16 protein-coding genes are annotated in these 16,686 nt (G+C 59.7%); 7 read left to right on the forward strand and 9 right to left on the reverse strand.

Annotated features, from left to right (window positions below):
- Positions 1–8 precede the first annotated feature (8 nt).
- The 5 genes from RUESEDTHA_RS04465 to RUESEDTHA_RS04485 form a co-directional block, all read right to left on the reverse strand.
- Complete coding sequence (locus RUESEDTHA_RS04465; RefSeq protein ID WP_180884779.1) at positions 9–1,046, reverse strand: molybdopterin-synthase adenylyltransferase MoeB; 1,038 nt, start codon at positions 1,044–1,046, stop codon at positions 9–11.
- Positions 1,046–1,501, reverse strand: a complete 456-nt coding sequence (gene dut, locus RUESEDTHA_RS04470; RefSeq protein WP_180884782.1) for a dUTP diphosphatase — start codon at positions 1,499–1,501, stop codon at positions 1,046–1,048. Before dut ends, RUESEDTHA_RS04465 begins: the two co-directional genes overlap by 1 nt.
- Positions 1,502–1,516: 15 nt before the next feature.
- Positions 1,517–2,713, reverse strand: coding sequence for a bifunctional phosphopantothenoylcysteine decarboxylase/phosphopantothenate--cysteine ligase CoaBC (gene coaBC / locus RUESEDTHA_RS04475; protein WP_180884784.1), 1,197 nt, complete (start codon positions 2,711–2,713; stop codon positions 1,517–1,519).
- Between the two features lie 63 nt (positions 2,714–2,776).
- The gene (locus RUESEDTHA_RS04480; protein ID WP_180884786.1) at positions 2,777–3,592 is read right to left on the reverse strand and encodes a ChaN family lipoprotein; all 816 of its coding nucleotides are present in this window, start codon (positions 3,590–3,592) and stop codon (positions 2,777–2,779) included.
- Positions 3,589–4,467, reverse strand: a complete 879-nt coding sequence (locus RUESEDTHA_RS04485) for an RNA polymerase factor sigma-32 (RefSeq protein WP_171211795.1) — start codon at positions 4,465–4,467, stop codon at positions 3,589–3,591. The genes RUESEDTHA_RS04480 and RUESEDTHA_RS04485 overlap by 4 nt, the downstream gene beginning before the upstream one ends.
- Before the next feature lie 49 nt (positions 4,468–4,516).
- On the opposite strand from RUESEDTHA_RS04485, the gene cobU reads away from it, so the two are divergent.
- From cobU to RUESEDTHA_RS04505, 4 genes are read left to right on the forward strand one after another with little or no spacing between them, the layout of a single operon-like run.
- Complete coding sequence (gene cobU, locus RUESEDTHA_RS04490; RefSeq protein WP_180885903.1) at positions 4,517–5,089, forward strand: bifunctional adenosylcobinamide kinase/adenosylcobinamide-phosphate guanylyltransferase; 573 nt, start codon at positions 4,517–4,519, stop codon at positions 5,087–5,089.
- Positions 5,086–5,664 (forward strand): histidine phosphatase family protein, encoded by a 579-nt coding sequence (locus tag RUESEDTHA_RS04495; RefSeq protein WP_180884788.1) that lies wholly within the window; start codon positions 5,086–5,088, stop codon positions 5,662–5,664. The genes cobU and RUESEDTHA_RS04495 overlap by 4 nt, the downstream gene beginning before the upstream one ends.
- Before the next feature lie 58 nt (positions 5,665–5,722).
- Positions 5,723–6,607, forward strand: a complete 885-nt coding sequence (locus RUESEDTHA_RS04500) for a glutathione S-transferase (RefSeq protein ID WP_180884790.1) — start codon at positions 5,723–5,725, stop codon at positions 6,605–6,607.
- Between the two features lie 45 nt (positions 6,608–6,652).
- Positions 6,653–8,164 (forward strand): YifB family Mg chelatase-like AAA ATPase, encoded by a 1,512-nt coding sequence (locus RUESEDTHA_RS04505; RefSeq protein WP_180884792.1) that lies wholly within the window; start codon positions 6,653–6,655, stop codon positions 8,162–8,164.
- Here RUESEDTHA_RS04505 and gshB read toward each other — a convergent pair.
- The 3 genes from gshB to rsmI form a co-directional block, all read right to left on the reverse strand.
- A complete protein-coding gene (gene gshB / locus RUESEDTHA_RS04510; protein ID WP_180884794.1) occupies positions 8,161–9,093 on the reverse strand; it encodes a glutathione synthase in 933 nt (310 codons plus the stop codon). The two genes, RUESEDTHA_RS04505 and gshB, sit on opposite strands and share 4 nt — an antisense overlap.
- Positions 9,094–9,154: 61 nt before the next feature.
- Positions 9,155–9,526 carry a YraN family protein gene (locus tag RUESEDTHA_RS04515; protein WP_180884796.1) on the reverse strand — a complete coding sequence of 124 codons (372 nt, stop codon included), beginning with the start codon at positions 9,524–9,526 and terminating at the stop codon, positions 9,155–9,157.
- Position 9,527: 1 nt separating this feature from the next.
- Positions 9,528–10,385, reverse strand: a complete 858-nt coding sequence (gene rsmI, locus RUESEDTHA_RS04520) for a 16S rRNA (cytidine(1402)-2'-O)-methyltransferase (RefSeq protein ID WP_180884798.1) — start codon at positions 10,383–10,385, stop codon at positions 9,528–9,530.
- An 88-nt stretch (positions 10,386–10,473) separates the two neighbouring features.
- On the opposite strand from rsmI, the gene RUESEDTHA_RS04525 reads away from it, so the two are divergent.
- From RUESEDTHA_RS04525 to murJ, 3 genes are read left to right on the forward strand one after another with little or no spacing between them, the layout of a single operon-like run.
- Complete coding sequence (locus RUESEDTHA_RS04525; protein ID WP_180884800.1) at positions 10,474–11,646, forward strand: penicillin-binding protein activator; 1,173 nt, start codon at positions 10,474–10,476, stop codon at positions 11,644–11,646.
- Positions 11,606–14,425, forward strand: a complete 2,820-nt coding sequence (locus RUESEDTHA_RS04530; protein ID WP_180884802.1) for a [protein-PII] uridylyltransferase — start codon at positions 11,606–11,608, stop codon at positions 14,423–14,425. The genes RUESEDTHA_RS04525 and RUESEDTHA_RS04530 overlap by 41 nt, the downstream gene beginning before the upstream one ends.
- Entirely contained in the window at positions 14,422–15,963 is a 1,542-nt protein-coding gene (murJ, locus tag RUESEDTHA_RS04535; protein ID WP_180884804.1) for a murein biosynthesis integral membrane protein MurJ, read from the forward strand. The genes RUESEDTHA_RS04530 and murJ overlap by 4 nt, the downstream gene beginning before the upstream one ends.
- Here the strand turns inward: murJ and RUESEDTHA_RS04540 are convergent, their stop codons facing one another.
- The gene (locus RUESEDTHA_RS04540; RefSeq protein WP_180884806.1) at positions 15,964–16,650 is read right to left on the reverse strand and encodes a rhomboid family intramembrane serine protease; all 687 of its coding nucleotides are present in this window, start codon (positions 16,648–16,650) and stop codon (positions 15,964–15,966) included.
- Positions 16,651–16,686: the final 36 nt, after the last annotated feature.

Below are 16,686 nucleotides of genomic sequence, written 5' to 3' on the forward strand. Positions count from 1 at the left end.
GCGCTGGGTCACTTAGCGCAAATCGGGCAGTCGGCACGGCGCGAAAGAGTGATTTTTCGGCTTTCCCCGTAAAGCGCGTCATAGATCAGCATCTCGCCGCGCAGCGCCTGCCCCGCGCCGGTGATCACCTTGATCGCCTCGACCGCCATCATCGAGCCGACAACCCCGGGCAGAGGGCCGATTACGCCGGCCTCAGCACAAGAAGGGGCCAGACCGGGGGCCGGGGCCTCGGGGAAAATGCACTGATAGCAAGGCGCGCCGTGGGCAGGGTCAAAGACACTCAGTTGTCCTTCCCATTGCGACAACGCGCCCGAGATCAGCGGTTTGCCCAACGCAACGGCGGTGCGGTTGGCCAGATAGCGAGTGTCGAAATTGTCCGTTCCGTCGAGGATCAGATCAAAATCGGCGAACAGGTCTGCGGCGATCTCATCGTTCAGGCGACGGTGATAGGGAAGCACGGTCACGTTGGGGTTCTGCGCTTTCATGGCCTGCTGGGCAGAGAACACCTTGGGCATCCCGATATCCGCATCCCGATGGATCACTTGCCGTTGCAGGTTGGCATTTTCGACATCATCATCGTCGATCACGCCGATGGTCCCCACCCCGGCAGCAGCCAGATATTGCAGCGCGGGCGCGCCCAGACCACCGGCACCAATCACCAGCACGCGGGCCTGTTTCATCTTTTTCTGACCCGGGCCACCCAGTTCCCGCAGCACGATATGGCGGGCATAGCGTTCCAGTTCGGTTTCCGTGAATTGGTCGGATGGCATGGCGGGCTCCTTGGCGGCGGGGGTTGCACGGTTTCGCAACGCTTTCAGCACCCTTCCGTAAACCAGAACCAGAACCGCGAAACCACCCAGTATAAGCCACATGGCAGCGGACCCGCCTGTTGCTGCACGCAGGGGGTGGCCGTCGGGCAGCACCAATTGGGCCGCTATTACGCCCAGCAGCAACACCGCGACCGAAGCCAGACGCGCCGTACGGGACACCCCGGCAAGATAGCCGATACCCCACAACCCAGCGGCCAGAGTGAGCACCAACAGCATCAGCCGCGCCCGGTTGACCCGAAACCGCCAGCCCCGCGTGCGGTGTCGCTAAGTGTATCGGCAGCCTCAAAAGTGGCCTGCACAACGGGGGCCACGATCAGTTGGGCGATCCGTTCCCCGTGCGTGATCTCGAACGCCTCTTGTCCGGCATTCAGAACGATCACCCCCAAAGGACCGCGATAGTCACTGTCGATCGTGCCCGGCGTGTTTGGCAGCGTAATGCCATGTTTCAGCGCAAGCCCGGACCGCGGGCGCACCTGCACTTCGAAACCCTGTGGGATTTCGATCCGCAACCCGGTTGGAACCAGCGCCCGTTCGCCGGGCTGCAAGGTGACTGACGCACCGTCCGGCATATTAGCCCGAACATCCGCACCAGCCGCCCCAGCCGTTTCATAAGAAGGCAAGGGCACCGAGGGGTCCGCTCCGTCCTCGCGGATCACACGAATTGCAACCATCTGAGTTCCTTTTGCCTAGCCGTTCAAGGCATCCGCGATTTTTTCGGCCAGCCGCTTGGCCACGGCGTCCTTGCCCATACGAGGCCATTCCTCCGAACCCTGATCCGAGATCAGGACAACCGCGTTTTCCGCCCCCCCCATGATCCCCGTCGCAGGGCTGACGTCATTGGCAACGATCCAATCACACCCCTTGCGTTTGCGTTTGGCCGTCGCGTGTTCAACCACGTTGTCCGTTTCGGCGGCAAAACCAACAACCAACGGGGGGCGTCCGTCCTTCATCTGCGCGACCCTTTTCAGAATGTCCGGGTTTTCGGCGAACTCCAGCGCGGGAATACCGTCACGGGTTTTTTTCAGCTTCCGGTCCGAAGCACTGGCCACGCGCCAGTCCGCCACAGCAGCCGCAAATACTCCGGCGTCCACGGGCAGCGCGGCGTCCACAGCGTCAGACATCTGCTGGGCAGTCTCCACAGGCACAACCTGCACCCCGTCCGGGGCTGGCACATCGGCAGGTCCGGTCACAAAGATCACCTCTGCACCCAGAGCAGCCAGCGCACGCGCCACCGCAGCGCCCTGCGCACCCGAAGACCGGTTGGCAATATACCGAACCGGGTCAATCGGCTCATGCGTTGGGCCAGAGGTTACAAGGACGCGTTTCCCCAAAAGCGGGCCATCACCAAGCTGGGCCTCAATCGCGGCGACGATTTCCAATGGCTCGGACATGCGACCGGGGCCATATTCTCCACACGCCATGTCGCCTTCATTCGGACCGACAAAACCGACCCCATCAGACTTCAACGTCTGCAGATTGCGCTGTGTCGCGGGATGATCCCACATGCGCACGTTCATGGCAGGGGCGCACAAAACCGGCGTGTCGGTCGCCATCAACAAGGTCGAGGCCAGATCATTGGCCAGCCCGCCCGCCATTTTCCCCATCAAATCCGCCGTGGCTGGCGCAACAACAATCAGGTCCGCCGACCGGGACAATTGGATATGCCCCATCTCGGCCTCGTCCGTCAGATCAAACAGATCGCGATACACCTTTTCCCCGGCAAGCGCGGAAACAGACAGGGGTGTTACGAATTCTTCGGCCGCACGCGTCAGAACAGGCGTTACAGACGCGCCGCGTTCCTTCAACCGTCGGATCAGGTCCAACGACTTATAGGCCGCGATCCCTCCGCCGATGATCAGCAGAATGCGTTTCGATGCCAGCATGTTGTGCCCTTCCCATTCCGGTCGGCCCCGACATTAGGCAAGGCCGCCGAACAGTTCCAGCGGTTAATTCTGCGTCTCAAACGCAAAGCAGGGGTCTTCCCGTTCGACCGAAGGGCTGTCAATCACCGCGTCGAATTCACCTTCGATGCTGCCGTCCTCGGACTGTCCCAGAACGAATACCTTCAACCCCGGGCGCAACCGAGACAAAAAGGTCGGGACGCCCCAATCCTTGCGCGCGTGACCATTGCCCGTGATCACAGCAACCGGGCCACCCGTTTCATCCGTTGCACGCAGAATCGACCGTGTAAGAACGGCATCGCGTAGCCGCTGAATGGCAACCATTTGCGGCAATGCGCTTTCGGGAATGGCATCGCAATGCGCGGCAAGCTGATCGGCCTCGCGCGCCATCTGCTCGGCAGTCGACAAGGGGATCGTCAGACCATATCGCGCCGCATCCGCGCCCAGTGCGGTCGCGGCCCCCCGCTCCATCGCGGCGCGGGCAGCGGCGCGTGGAACCATCGCGCCATAGACCGGCGCGTCTGTTGCCTGAAAAACGGGGTAATACATGCTCAACGGTGGCCAGCCGGACTCGGCCCACCGCAATATTCGCGACAATTCCTCGGGATTGGAGGCCGCTTTTTGCGCAAGTCGCTGCGCCCCCTCCTCGGTCACCATTTCCCAAACCACGGCCGAAGGCGACACGATCTTCAATGACTCGGTCTGCACCATGTGGTGTTGGGGATTGTCGTGGATTTCACCCAGAATAACCACGTCAGCCGACCGCATCGCAGCCGCAACGTCGTCTGGAATATGTTGATCAGCCCGGCCCTGACTGACCGTAACCATCAATGCACACAGCAGAATCGCAATCTGTTTCATGCGATGAAGTGTTGCACCTCGCGGGATTGCGCTTCAAGGTTCTTGCGCATTTTCACGAACGCCGCCGCTTCCAACTGGCGCACGCGTTCCTTGGACAGGCCAAGCTCCTGACCCAGACTTTCAAGCGTCCGCGCAGGTTCGCGCAGCTTGCGTTCGCGAACAATGAACCGCTCTCGCTCGTTGAGCGCCTTCATCGCGGTCACAAGCCATTCCCGCAACTGTTCGGTGTCGTGAGTGTTTTCGACTGTCTCAGCGGCCTGTTCGCGCTCGTCTTCCAACGCATCAATCCACTCGCGCCCGTCTTCATCGGCAGACTGCACGGCGTTCAACGAGAAATCGGAACCGGACAGCCGCCCCTCCATCATCTCGACGTCGCGCAGCGGCACGCCAATCTCGGCGGCAATCATCTGATGCAACTGGTGACGATCCAATTGCATTCCCTCTGTCGCGGCTTCCCGCTCCAGCCGTGCCTGGACACGGCGCATATTGAAGAACAGCGATTTTTGTGAGGAGGTCGAGCCCGTCCGAACCATCGACCAATTCCGCATCACATAGTCCTGAATGCTGGCCTTGATCCACCATACTGCATAGGTGGAAAAGCGCACGCCGCGATCCGGGTCGAACTTGTCGGCGGCCTTCATAAGGCCAAGCCCCGCCTCCTGGATCAGGTCATTCATGGGCGCACCGTATCGTTTAAACTTGGCCGCCATCGAAATCGCCAGCCGCATATAGGCCGTGATCAACCGATGCAGAGCTTGCTCGTCACGTTGGTCGCGCCATGCATACGCAAGTTTCAATTCGGTTTCCGCGTCCAGCAATTCCGCCTTCATTGCCTGTCGCGACATTGAAAAATCGTTTGAATTGTCCAGTGCCATGGAAATCTCCCCTTTTCACAGGCGCAGCACGGCCTTGCTTTGCCGACTTATGGTCGATACGCAGAACAAAACCGGGTGGATCACATGGAAGGTAAGAATAGTGTATCCGGATTTAACCTTTGTGATAGGGGGCGCGGCCTCAGGCAAATCTGGATTTGCCGAACAACTTGTTGTTTCATCAGGTAAAAACCGCACTTACCTTGCCACATCACAAGTGTTTGATGATGAGATGCGCCTAAAGATTGATCGCCATATCGCGCAACGCGGCCCGGATTGGTCAACGATCGAGGCACCGCTGGACCTTGAACCAGCCCTATCGACTTCGACACCGGACGATGTGTGCCTGATCGACTGTGCGACCATGTGGCTGACCAACCATATGCTGGCCGAAAACGACCTGATGCAAGCCCAGACTGCCCTGTTGAAGGCCCTCTCAGACTGCAAGGCCCCGGTCGTTATTGTTTCCAACGAAGTGGGTCAGGGCATCGTACCCGAAAACGCCCTGTCCCGCCGCTTTCGCGAGGCGCAGGGGCGGTTGAATATTGCGCTGGCGGCTCAGGCAGAACTGGTAGTTCAGGTTCAGGTCGGTCTGCCGCTGGTTCTGAAAGGACAGCTACCATGACCCGCCTGCATCTTGTCCGCCATGGGCCCACCCATGCCAAAACCATGGTCGGTTGGTCCGACTTGCCTGCTGACCTCAGCGATACGGCCGCTGTGGCGCGGCTGCATGACCATTTACCGCCCGAGTCACTGGTGATTTCCTCGGACCTGTCCCGCGCGATCGATACGGCATCGGCCATACAAGGCGCGCGCGCGCGCTTGCCCCATCACCCCGACCTGCGGGAAATTAATTTCGGCACGTGGGAGTTGCGCGGGTTCAAGGATATCGAGGCCGACGACCCCGAACTTGCCTTCGCCTACTGGGACAACCCAGGCGACGTGCGCCCGCCCGAGGGTGAAAGCTGGAATGAGGTTCGGGCGCGCGTGGATGCCGTTGTTGACGCGTTGATCGCACAGCACACCGGGCAAGACCTGGTCGTTGTTGCGCATTTCGGGGTCATTCTGACCCAAGTACAACGCGCATTGGATGTCACCGCTCAAGAGGCGTTCAGCCACAAGATCGACAATCTGTCAGTCACAGAGCTGACCCATCACGGCGACGGGTGGTCTGTTGGGCGGATCAATCACCTTCCGTGATCTGCACCCGCACAAATCACTGATTTACGGATAGGTTTTCGCGCGCCATCCTGCGGTCATGACCTATGATCTGTTTATTGGGGACCGCCTGTTTTCCAGTTGGTCCATGCGCGGCTGGTTGATGCTGGAAAAGTTCGACCTGCCGTATCGAACGCATATGATCGGCCTTTATTCAGGCACAATGGCCGAAGATATAAAGCCACTTGCCCCAGCGCGCCTTGTACCTGCCCTGCGCCTGCCGGATGGTACTGTTGTGGGTGAAAGCCTCGCCATGGCCGAAACGCTGGCCGAGCGACACCCCGAGGCCGGACTGTGGCCCAAAGACCCGTCAGCCCGCGCAACGGCGCGGTGGTTGTGCGCCGAAATGGTGGCTGGGTTCTCGACGTTGCGCGGGGAATGCCCGATGCAGCTCAAACAGTGTTGGCAGGGGTACAAGCCGTCGTCAGAAACTCTGAACGATCTGGAACGGATCGAAACGCTCTGGCATCACGCGCGCGACGTGTCCGGTTCGACGACCGGTCCGTTGTTCGGCACCTATTCATTGGCTGATGTGTTCTATACGCCGGTTGCAGCACGCATCATCGGGTATGGGCTGCCTGTGTCCGATGTGAACCGGCAGTATTGTCTGGACCTTCTTTCTGACCCAACCGTCCGGCAATGGCGCGCGATGGGGCTGACCGTGAATTATGCGGCATTTCCCTATCCACAGGATCTTTCATCACGCCCTTGGCCTGTTGGTGGGCGCACCGATGCAAGCGCCGTTTCCGGAACCAATTCGATCAACAGCGCCTGCCCTTACTCTGGCAAACCGGTCACTCATGTTCTTGAGTTGAACGAAAGGCTTTGGGGTTTCTGTAATGCGTTCTGCCGCGACAAAACCGTTGCAGACCCTGAAGCTTGGCCCAAATTCACCGCGATGGTAGCCGACGTTAACGATTCCTAAACTGCCCGCGTGCCAGCAACGACCTGTTAACCAAAAAGGTCGTTCATGGTCGCCCGCTCACATACCGTCGCTTTCCAAGGGGTCGAGGCCCGCCCGGTAGAGGTGCAATGCGCTGTCTCGCCGGGCCTGCCCGCTTTTTCCATCGTCGGCCTGCCCGACAAAGCCGTGTCTGAGGCCCGCGACCGCGTCCGTAGCGCGCTCAGTTCCATGGCGATCGCGCTACCGTCGAAACGCATCACCATCAACCTGTCCCCTGCCGACCTGCCGAAAGAGGGCAGCCATTTCGACCTGCCCATCGCCGTCGCGCTGCTGTCCGCACTGGAGATCATCCCGCCCGACGCCGCCGAAGGCGCGGTGTCACTTGGTGAACTGTCGCTGGACGGATCGCTGGTTCCCGTGGTTGGCGCCCTGCCTGCGGCGATGACTGCCGCCGCCGATGACCGAACACTGCTGTGCCCCAAAGCCTCCAGCGCCGAGGCCGCATGGGTCGACGCCACGCAGGTTATCGGGGCCGGTTCGCTGGGCGATGTGGTGCGGCATTTCTCGGGCCAGGCCCCTTTGTCCGCCGCCCAACCCGGCGAGGTCAGCCTTGCACCCAGCGCTCGTGACTTGCGCGATGTGAAAGGGCAGGAACGAGCCAAACGCGCGCTCGAGATCGCTGCCGCCGGGCGGCATCACCTGATCATGATCGGCACGCCGGGGTCGGGGAAATCCATGCTGGCCGCGCGCTTGCCGGGCATCCTGCCGCCGCTGACCCCGACCGAGGCGCTGGAAACCTCAATGATCCAATCGCTGTGCGGATTGCTGGACGAAGGCGGCATCAGCCGCACCCGTCCGTTTCGGGAACCGCACCACACCGCTTCGATGGCTGCGATCGTTGGCGGTGGAAAAGGCGCGAAACCGGGGGAAATTTCTCTGGCCCACAACGGTGTGCTGTTCATGGACGAATTCCCGGAATTCCCGCGCACGGTTCTGGAAACCCTACGCCAACCAATTGAAACGGGTGAGGTCATGGTCGCCCGGGCCAATGCTCATGTGAAGTATCCCTGTCGTTTTATGCTGGTAGCCGCCGCCAACCCTTGCAAATGCGGTTATCTGACCGACCCCGCCCGCGCCTGTTCCCGCGCGCCGGTCTGTGGCGAGGATTATCTGGGCCGCATTTCGGGTCCGCTGATGGACAGGTTCGATCTGCGCCTCGAAGTGCCGCCAGTCGGTTTTACCGATCTTGATCTGCCCCCATCTGGTGACAGTTCCGCCACTGTTGCCGCGCGCGTGGAACAGGCACGTGCTGTTCAGGCGCAGAGGTTCGAGGGTACATCGACCCGACAGAACGCGGATGTGGAAGGTGCTGTTCTGGAAGAAATCGCAGCGCCAGACGCCGAAGGCAAAGAACTGCTGTTGAAGGCCGCCGAACGGTTTGGCCTATCCGCGCGCGCCTTTCACCGAATCTTGCGGGTGGCGCGCACGATTGCCGATCTGGACGGAGCGCCGGATGTAAAACGGCCCCATGTGGCTGAGGCGCTGAGCTTTCGCGTCAGCGCACAAGCCGCGTCTTAGACCTTGGCCTCAATCGCCTGCCAGATTTTTTCAGCGATGTTAACGCCGTCAAACCGCTCTAGCTCCTGAATGCCGGTGGGTGAGGTCACGTTGATCTCGGTCAGGTAGTCGCCGATTACGTCGATCCCAACAAAAATCTGGCCTTTCTCCTTCAGCAACGGCCCAATCGCGGCGCAAATTTCAAGATCGCGCTCGGAAAGACCGATCTTTTCAGGCCGACCGCCGACATGCATGTTTGACCTGGTTTCGCCTGCCGCTGGTACACGATTGATCGCGCCAACCGGTTCTCCATCCACCAAAATGACGCGCTTGTCGCCATTGCTGACGTCAGGCAGGAACTTCTGAACAATCAGCGGCTCGCGCGAGAACCCGGTGAACAGTTCATGCAGCGAGGTCAGATTGCGGTCATTCGCGTCCAGCCGGAACACGCCCGCGCCACCGTTGCCGTAAAGTGGTTTTAGGATGATATCATCGTGCTTTTCCTTGAACGCCTTAATCGTCTGCAAATCCCGCGCGATGGTTGTGGGCGGGGTCAGGTCCGGGAAGTCCAGCACCAGCAGCTTTTCGGGATAGTTCCGCACCCAGAACGGATCGTTGACCACCAGCGTCTGCCCTTTGAGGCGATCCAGCAAATGCGTCGACGTGATGTAATGCATGTCGAACGGAGGGTCTTGCCGCAGCCAGACAACATCAAACTCGGCCAGATCAACCTCACGCTCGGGGCCCAGCTCGGACGGATTCCCGGCAATCCGCTGCACCGTCATGTCCTGACCGCGCGCCGTTATGCGACCTTCCTGATAGGCCAGTTGGTCTGGCCCATAGAAAAACAGGGAATGGCCGCGCTTCTGTGCTTCTTCCGCAAGGCGGAAGGAACTGTCGGCATTGATATCCACGGCCCCAATCGGGTCCATCTGAAAGGCGATTTTCATGGCGTGTCCCTCAGTTTCACGCCAGATACATGGCCCAGCGCGCCCAAGGGTTCAATGGGTGTCAGTCCTGACCAAAGGCGTTTTCAATAATTTGAACAGCGCCCGAGGCATCCACCAGCGCCGCGTCAAACCGAACATTGGTGAGTTGACCACCCGGTTCATTCTCCAGAAATTGCGCTGCAGAGGCGCAAATGCGGCTCATCTGTCGGCGATTGATCCGAGCGGCAGCCGTTTCAAAACTCTGGCTTTTCTTGACCTCGACAAACACCAGCCCTTCGGCATCTCGGGCGATCAGGTCGATTTCCCCACCCGCGCCACGCCAACGATGATGCAGGATGGTGAATCCGCGACGCTCGTAATCCGTCGCCACTCGCAATTCCGCAGCCTGCCCCGCGTGAAAAGACACAGAGCTTTGCACGGATCGCCTGGACATTTCATCCCTTTCCCAGCTTCAATGCCTTCTGGTAGATCGGTCGGCGCGGCAACTTGTACATTTCGGATACAAGGTCAGCAGCATCGCGCACCGAATGCGTTTCCAAGGCACGTTTCAATGCCTCTTCTACGTCAGATTCGTTAACGGTTTCCGAATGCCCGCGATCCACCAGCAGGACAATTTCGCCTTTGACGGTTTGCTCCGCGACCTCGGTTGCAAGCGTGCCCAGCGTGCCGCGCCGAACCTCTTCGAATTTCTTGGTCAACTCGCGGCACATTGCGGCCTGCCTATCCTCTCCCAAAACGTGGGCCAGGTCCGCCAGAGATGCGGCCACACGTTTTGGCGATTCGTAGAACACCAGCGTTCCGGGCACATCCCTCAACGCTTCGATCCGTGTTCGGCGTGCACCCGACGCGTTCGGCAGAAACCCTGCGAAAAAGAACGCATCCGTCGGTAGGCCTGCAAGTGTCAGGGCCATCAACGCAGCAGACGGACCCGGTGCGCAGGTCACCATGTGGCCGGCCTCAGCCGCCTGTTTTCCCAGATCATAGCCAGGATCGGCGATCAGCGGCATCCCGGCCTCGGACGCATAGACCACCGACTGACCGGCCTGTAGCGCATCCAGTATCTTACCCCGCGCACCTGCGCCGCTGTGATCGTGGTAGGCCAGTATCCGACGCCCGTCCAACGGAACTCCGTGGATCTCCATCAGCCGCCGCAGACTGCGCGTGTCCTCGGCCGCGATCATGTCTGCCGAGGCCAGCAGATCCAACGCCCTGAGCGTAATATCGCGCGCCGTTCCGATCGGAGTGGCAACAAAATACAGGCCCGCGCCCAATCTGACTTTTTGGTGATTCAAAGCTGGACCCTCACAGCGTGACGTTTATTATCGCGGCATAACAGACTTGCGGTACTCCAAGCCGCCGGGACAGGGAGTTTTCATTTAGATGTTTATCCATTGCAAGCCCGTTCGCAAACTGGCGAAAACCGCCGCCGTGCTGGCAACTGCCGCATTTCTGGCTGCCTGTGAGACAGGCAACCTAGGTGGTGGACCATCAATCAATACATCCGCGCCTGTTCCTGTTGCCCTTCTGGTGCCCGCAGGTTCACCCCAGTCTGGTGACGCAGCACTGGCACGCAGCCTTGAAAACGCCGCGCGCCTTGCAATGGCCGACCTGCAAAACGTGACTATTGATCTGCGGGTCTACGACACACAAGGCAGTTCCAACACCGCCGCCGAGGTCGCACAGCGCGCTGTGGCAGACGGGGCGAAAATCATCCTTGGCCCCGTTTACGCGCAGGCGGCAAACTCTGCCGGGCTTGCTGTTCTGAACAATAACGTCAACGTGCTGTCTTTCTCGAACAATACCAGCATCGCGGGTGGAAATGTCTTTGTTCTGGGCCCGACGTTCCAGAATACGGCCAATCGCCTTGTGAACTTCGCCGGTACGCAGGGAAAAACCGGTGCCGTGATCGTCCACAGCAATGACGCCGCAGGTCAGCTTGGCCAATCGGTGATCGCCAATGCGCTAAGCAGCAGCCGGGTGAACAACGCCGGTACGGTCGCATATGACCGCTCACAGCAAGGTGTCATCAACTCGGTTCCCACGATCAAGGCCACGGTCGATGCGTCAGGCGCCGATTCCATCTTTTTGACCGCAACCACGGCGGGGGCATTGCCGCTGTATTCGCAATTGCTGCCCGAAGCTGGTGTTTCGCCTGCAACGACGCAGTTTATGGGTCTGACGCGCTGGGACATCCCGGCCCAGACACTAGAGCTGCCGGGCGTGCAAGGCGGGTGGTTTGCGCTGCCCGATCCGTCCAAGGCACAAGCCTATCGCCAGCGCTATAACAACACCTATGGCGAAGCGCCGCATCCGATCAGCGGACTGGCTTATGACGGCATCGCGGCCATCGCTGCGTTGGTCAGCCAAGGTAAATCGAATGCGCTGACAGCGTCGGCACTGACACAAAATGCCGGTTTCCAGGGTGTTGGCGGAATTTTCCGCCTGCGCTCGGACGGTACGAACGAACGCGGTCTGGCTGTCGCCACGATCCAGAATAAACAGGTAGTAGTGATTGACTCCGCCCCACAAAGCTTCTCTGGCGCTGGCTTCTGATCGGCCCGCGCTGACCCTTGTTCCGCGCGGCGAACTGATTTGCCCGGCTGATGACATATTCGACAGTGACTCTGTTATGGCGCAACTGTCGGAGGCCTTCAAAAAGACATCGGAAAACGCCGCACGGCGCAATGAAACCGTGCGAATACTGCGCGATGCCCAAAAAGCCGGGCGTCAGGCCATTGCCGACGCATTTGCCAAACGTCCCTTCGATGCGCGTCCGCTGACCCGTTCCTATACCTACCTGACCGACGGTCTGGTCTGCACCGCCATGCAAGTGGCAAGTCTGGACTTGCATCCGCTGGCCACCCCGACGCAGGGTGAGAAGATTGCCGTGCTGGCGGTGGGGGGATATGGGCGCGGCGAAATGGCCCCTGCATCAGACGTCGATCTTCTGTTCCTGACCCCCTACAAAATTACCGCCTGGGCCGAGAGCGTGATCGAGTCCATGCTCTATATCCTCTGGGACTTGCGGCTAAAGGTCGGGCACTCCTCACGCACCATCAAAGACTGCCTGCGGCTTGGTGGCGACGATTTCACCATTCGTACCGCGATGCTGGAACAACGTTATCTGGCAGGTGACGAAACGCTTGCCGGCGATCTGACAAAACGGCTGCGCGAAGACCTTTTCAAAGGCACCGAGCGTGCCTTCATCGAAGCCAAACTACACGAACGAGACGAGAGGCATATTAAGCAAGGCCAGCGCTACATGGTCGAGCCCAACGTGAAAGAAGGGAAAGGCGGGCTTCGCGATCTTCAGTCTTTGTATTGGATCGCCAAATACATTTACGGCGTGCAGGATGTGGCCGAGCTGGTGCCACTTGGCCTGTTCACGCCAGACGAATTCGCCACCTTTGTTCAGGCCGAGGATTTTCTGTGGGCGGTGCGTTCGCACCTGCATCTGGTGACGGGACGGGCCACTGAACAGCTGACATTCGATCTGCAGGTCGAAGTGGCCGATCGCATGGGGTACGAGGACAGGGCTGGACGCCGCGGCGTCGAAGTGTTCATGCAGCGCTATTTCCGCGAGGCCACGAAAGTCGGGGAACTGACACGTATTTTCCTGACCAAACTGGAAGCAAGCCACATGAAAGGTGCGGCTTTGCTTGAACGTATTCTGCGTCGTCGCCCCCGGGTCAAACCCGGCTTTCGCGTCGTTCACGGTCGACTGAACGTCGCCGACCCGGATCAGTTCCTCGTCGACAAACTGAACATGCTGCGCCTCTTTGAAGAGGGGTTGCGCACCGGAATGCTGATCCATCCTGACGCGATGCGACTGGTTACCGCCAACCTACATCTGATTGATGAGGACATGCGCGAAAACAAGGAAGCCCAGCGCATTTTCCTTGATCTGATGCTGAAGCACGGAAACCCTGAACGGGCCCTGCGCCGAATGAACGAACTGGGCGTTCTGTCTGCTTTCCTGCCGGAATTCGAACACATCGTCGCGATGATGCAGTTCAACATGTATCACAGCTATACGGTGGACGAGCACACCATCCAGTGCATCGTAAACCTTGCCCAGATCGAGCGCGGTGAGCTGGTGGAATCCCTACCGTTGGCCTCGTCAATCCTGAAAGAGGGCATCAATCGCAAGGTCCTGTACGTGGCGCTGCTGCTGCATGATATTGCCAAGGGACGGCCCGAAGATCATTCCATCCTTGGCGCGCAGATTGCCCGCAAGGTCGCGCCCCGTTTGGGGCTGAACAAGAAGGATGCGGAAACCGTCGAGTGGCTGGTGCGGTATCACCTTTTGATGTCCGACATGGCGCAAAAGCGCGATATTTCGGACCCGCGCACGGTAAGGGATTTTGCCAAGGCGGTGAAAACGGTCAAGCGGCTAGACCTGCTGACGGTTCTTACAGTCTGCGATATCCGCGGTGTGGGGCCGGATACCTGGAACAACTGGAAAGCAACCCTGCTACGGGCCCTGCACGCCGAAACAAAGCGCGCACTTGAGACAGGAATGGAAGATCTCAACCGTGCCAATCGCGGTGCGGGCGCCAAGAAAGCGTTGCGGGCGAAACTGGCCGAATGGTCAAAGGGTGACCTGAAGACGGAAACTGCCCGGCACTATGACCCCTATTGGCAAGGTCTGCACCTTTCAACGCATGTCGAATTCGCCGAGATGCTGAGAGACCTTGATCGCAACGGGGATTCAGGCGGGATGGAAATCCGCCTGCACCCGGACGAGGATCGTGATGCAACGCGTGCCTGTTTTGCCATGGGCGACCACCCGGGTATCTTTGCGCGTATTGCAGGGGCGCTGGCTTTGGTCGGAGCAAACGTCGTCGATGCACGCAGCTATACCACCAAGGACGGATATGTGACCGACGCGTTCTGGATTCAGGATGCCGACGGACGCCCGTTCGAGTCCAGCCGACTACCGCGCCTGACGCAGATGATCCACAAAACGCTCAAGGGTGAAGTGGTCGCGCGCGATGCCCTGAAAACCCGCGACAAGATCAAAAAGCGCGAACGCGCATTTAACGTGCCCACCCATATCATCTTCGACAATGACGGGTCCGAGATTTACACAATCATCGAAGTGGATACGCGCGACCGTCCCGGCCTGCTGTATGATCTGGCCCGCACGCTGGCCGCTGCCAATGTCTATGTGGCAAACGCCGTGATCGCGACCTATGGCGAGCAGGTGGTCGATACCTTCTATGTCAAAGACATGTTCGGGCTGAAATACCACTCGGAAGGCAAACAGCGCACACTGGAGGCCAAGCTGCGCAAAGCCATCACCGAGGGCGCCAAGCGCGCAGCCTCATGAAGCAGATCCGGCTGTTTTCAGGCCTGTTCACGGTCGGGTTCTGGACCCTCACCAGTCGGATATTGGGGTTTCTGCGTGAAATTCTGCTTACGGCCTATATCGGGCCGGGGCCAGTGATGGACGCGTTTGTCGCCGCATTTCGCCTGCCAAACATGTTCCGCCGATTTTTCGCCGAAGGCGCATTCAACGCCGCGTTTGTGCCGATGTTCTCGAAACGGTTGGAGGGCGAAGAGGACGCGCAGGGCTTTGCGCAGGATGCCTTCAACCTGCTAGCGGCGGCGGTGCTGGCACTGGTCGGGCTTGCCATGGTTTTCATGCCCGCTCTGGTCTGGGTGACGGCCGAAGGATTTTATGGCGATGAACGGTTCGATCTGGCGGTCGACTACGGCTATGTGCTGTTCCCATACATCCTGTTCATGTCGTTGGCTGCGTTGTTTTCGGGCGTCTTAAATGCCACAGGCCGGTTTGCGGCTGCCGCGGCCGCGCCGGTTCTTCTAAATGTCTTTGCCTGTACCGCCCTGATCGCCGGGGCCATGTCCGGCGGGGAAGTTATCCGCTGGCTGATCGCCGTAATCCCGCTGGCCGGTATCGCGCAACTGGCGTTGGTCTGGGTCGCGACCGAGCGTGCGGGGTTCCGCATCCGCCCCGGCCTGCCGAAACTCAGCCCCGAGATGCGGCGAATGGTGCGCATCGCTGTTCCCGCGGCGCTCGCCATGGGGGTGACGCAAGTCAACCTTGTGGTGGGACAGCTTGTGGCGTCCAAGACGGAAAAGGCCGTTAGCTGGCTATTTGCAGCCGACCGCCTGTACCAATTGCCCTTGGGCGTCGTCGGCATCGCTGTTGGCATTGTCCTGCTGCCTGACCTGTCACGACGCCTGCGCGCCGATGACAAGGACGGCGCACGAAACGCGTTTTCGCGCGCGGGAGAGTTCACGCTGCTGCTCACGATCCCTTCGACCGTGGCCTTCGTGATCATTCCGAATCCATTGGTTTCAGTCCTGTTCGAACGCGGTCAATTCAGCGCCGAAGACACGGCGGCGACGGCCCTTGCCGTCGCGATTTACGGAATTGGGCTGCCGGCTTTCATGCTGCAAAAGCTGCTGCAACCTTTGTTCTTCGCGCGCGAGGACACGCGGTCACCCTTTCACTATGCGGTGGTCGCCATGATCATCAACGCTGGGCTGGCCTTTGGGCTATATCCGGTGGTGGGATGGATTGCGCCTGCGATCGCGGCCTCGGCTGCAGGCTGGGCCATGGTCGGGCTGCTGATTATCGGGGCACGGCGCATGGGGGAAGAAGCCCGGTTTGACGACCGTTTCAAACATCGAGCGTGGCGCATCATGGCCGCGTCTGCCGGGATGGGCGTTGTGCTTTTTGCCGCCATTCACCTGTTTGGCTGGGCGTTTCACGTACCCGGCTGGCGGTATCTTGCATTGATGCTGCTGATCTTGATTGCCGCTGTCACGTATTTCCTTCTTGGTCACCTGTTGGGCGCCTTCAAGGTGTCCGAGTTCAAGACGGCTCTGCGCCGTTCGTGATCAATCCCGCCGTATACGCCCCACGATCCGCGCCCAGCCACCCGGAGCCAGAAAGAACGACAGGCCAAAGCCGGTGGCAAACCCACCCAGATCAGCGACCCAATCCAGCGTTCCGCCAAATAGAAGGCCGAACAGCAACTGAATGCCCATCAACACCGCAATCAGGCTGAAGGCGCGCGACTGGTTCTCTCCGACCAGCGACAGCTTTCGCCACAAAATCCACGTGAACGCTCCAATCAGGCCGTAGACCGGGGGGAATCCTCCGACCAGCGGATATTGCGGATCAAACGGCACAGCATAGATCAGTGCGCCGCCGATGCCGGACAGCACAAAGATCACCAGCATCTGCACGCTGCCAAACACTTCGGCCACCATCTTGCCCATGGCCAGCACAAAGACACAGACAAAGACGGCCTGGGTGAAATTGGCCGACACGAACGGATAGGTCACGAAACGGATCAGATGTTCGAAAGGCCACCGGCCATTCTCAACCATCCAGTCAAAGATGTCGGGCGAAAACGAATACTGCTGCAACGCGTCCAGCCGCCAGCCGATAGCAGACGGCCCTCCAACCAGCCCGCGTGAGCCTAGCATAAAGATCAGCTCGATCCCGAAGATGAACAGAACCAACGCCACAACAACAGGCGGCAGAGGGTTAACGGCTGGCGTATAATGCTCACTGCTCATTGGGCTGGCCTTTCGCGGCTGTTGACGTCCCTTGAC

This window comes from Ruegeria sp. THAF57, from assembly GCF_903914075.1.
Taxonomy (GTDB): Bacteria; Pseudomonadota; Alphaproteobacteria; order Rhodobacterales; family Rhodobacteraceae; genus Ruegeria.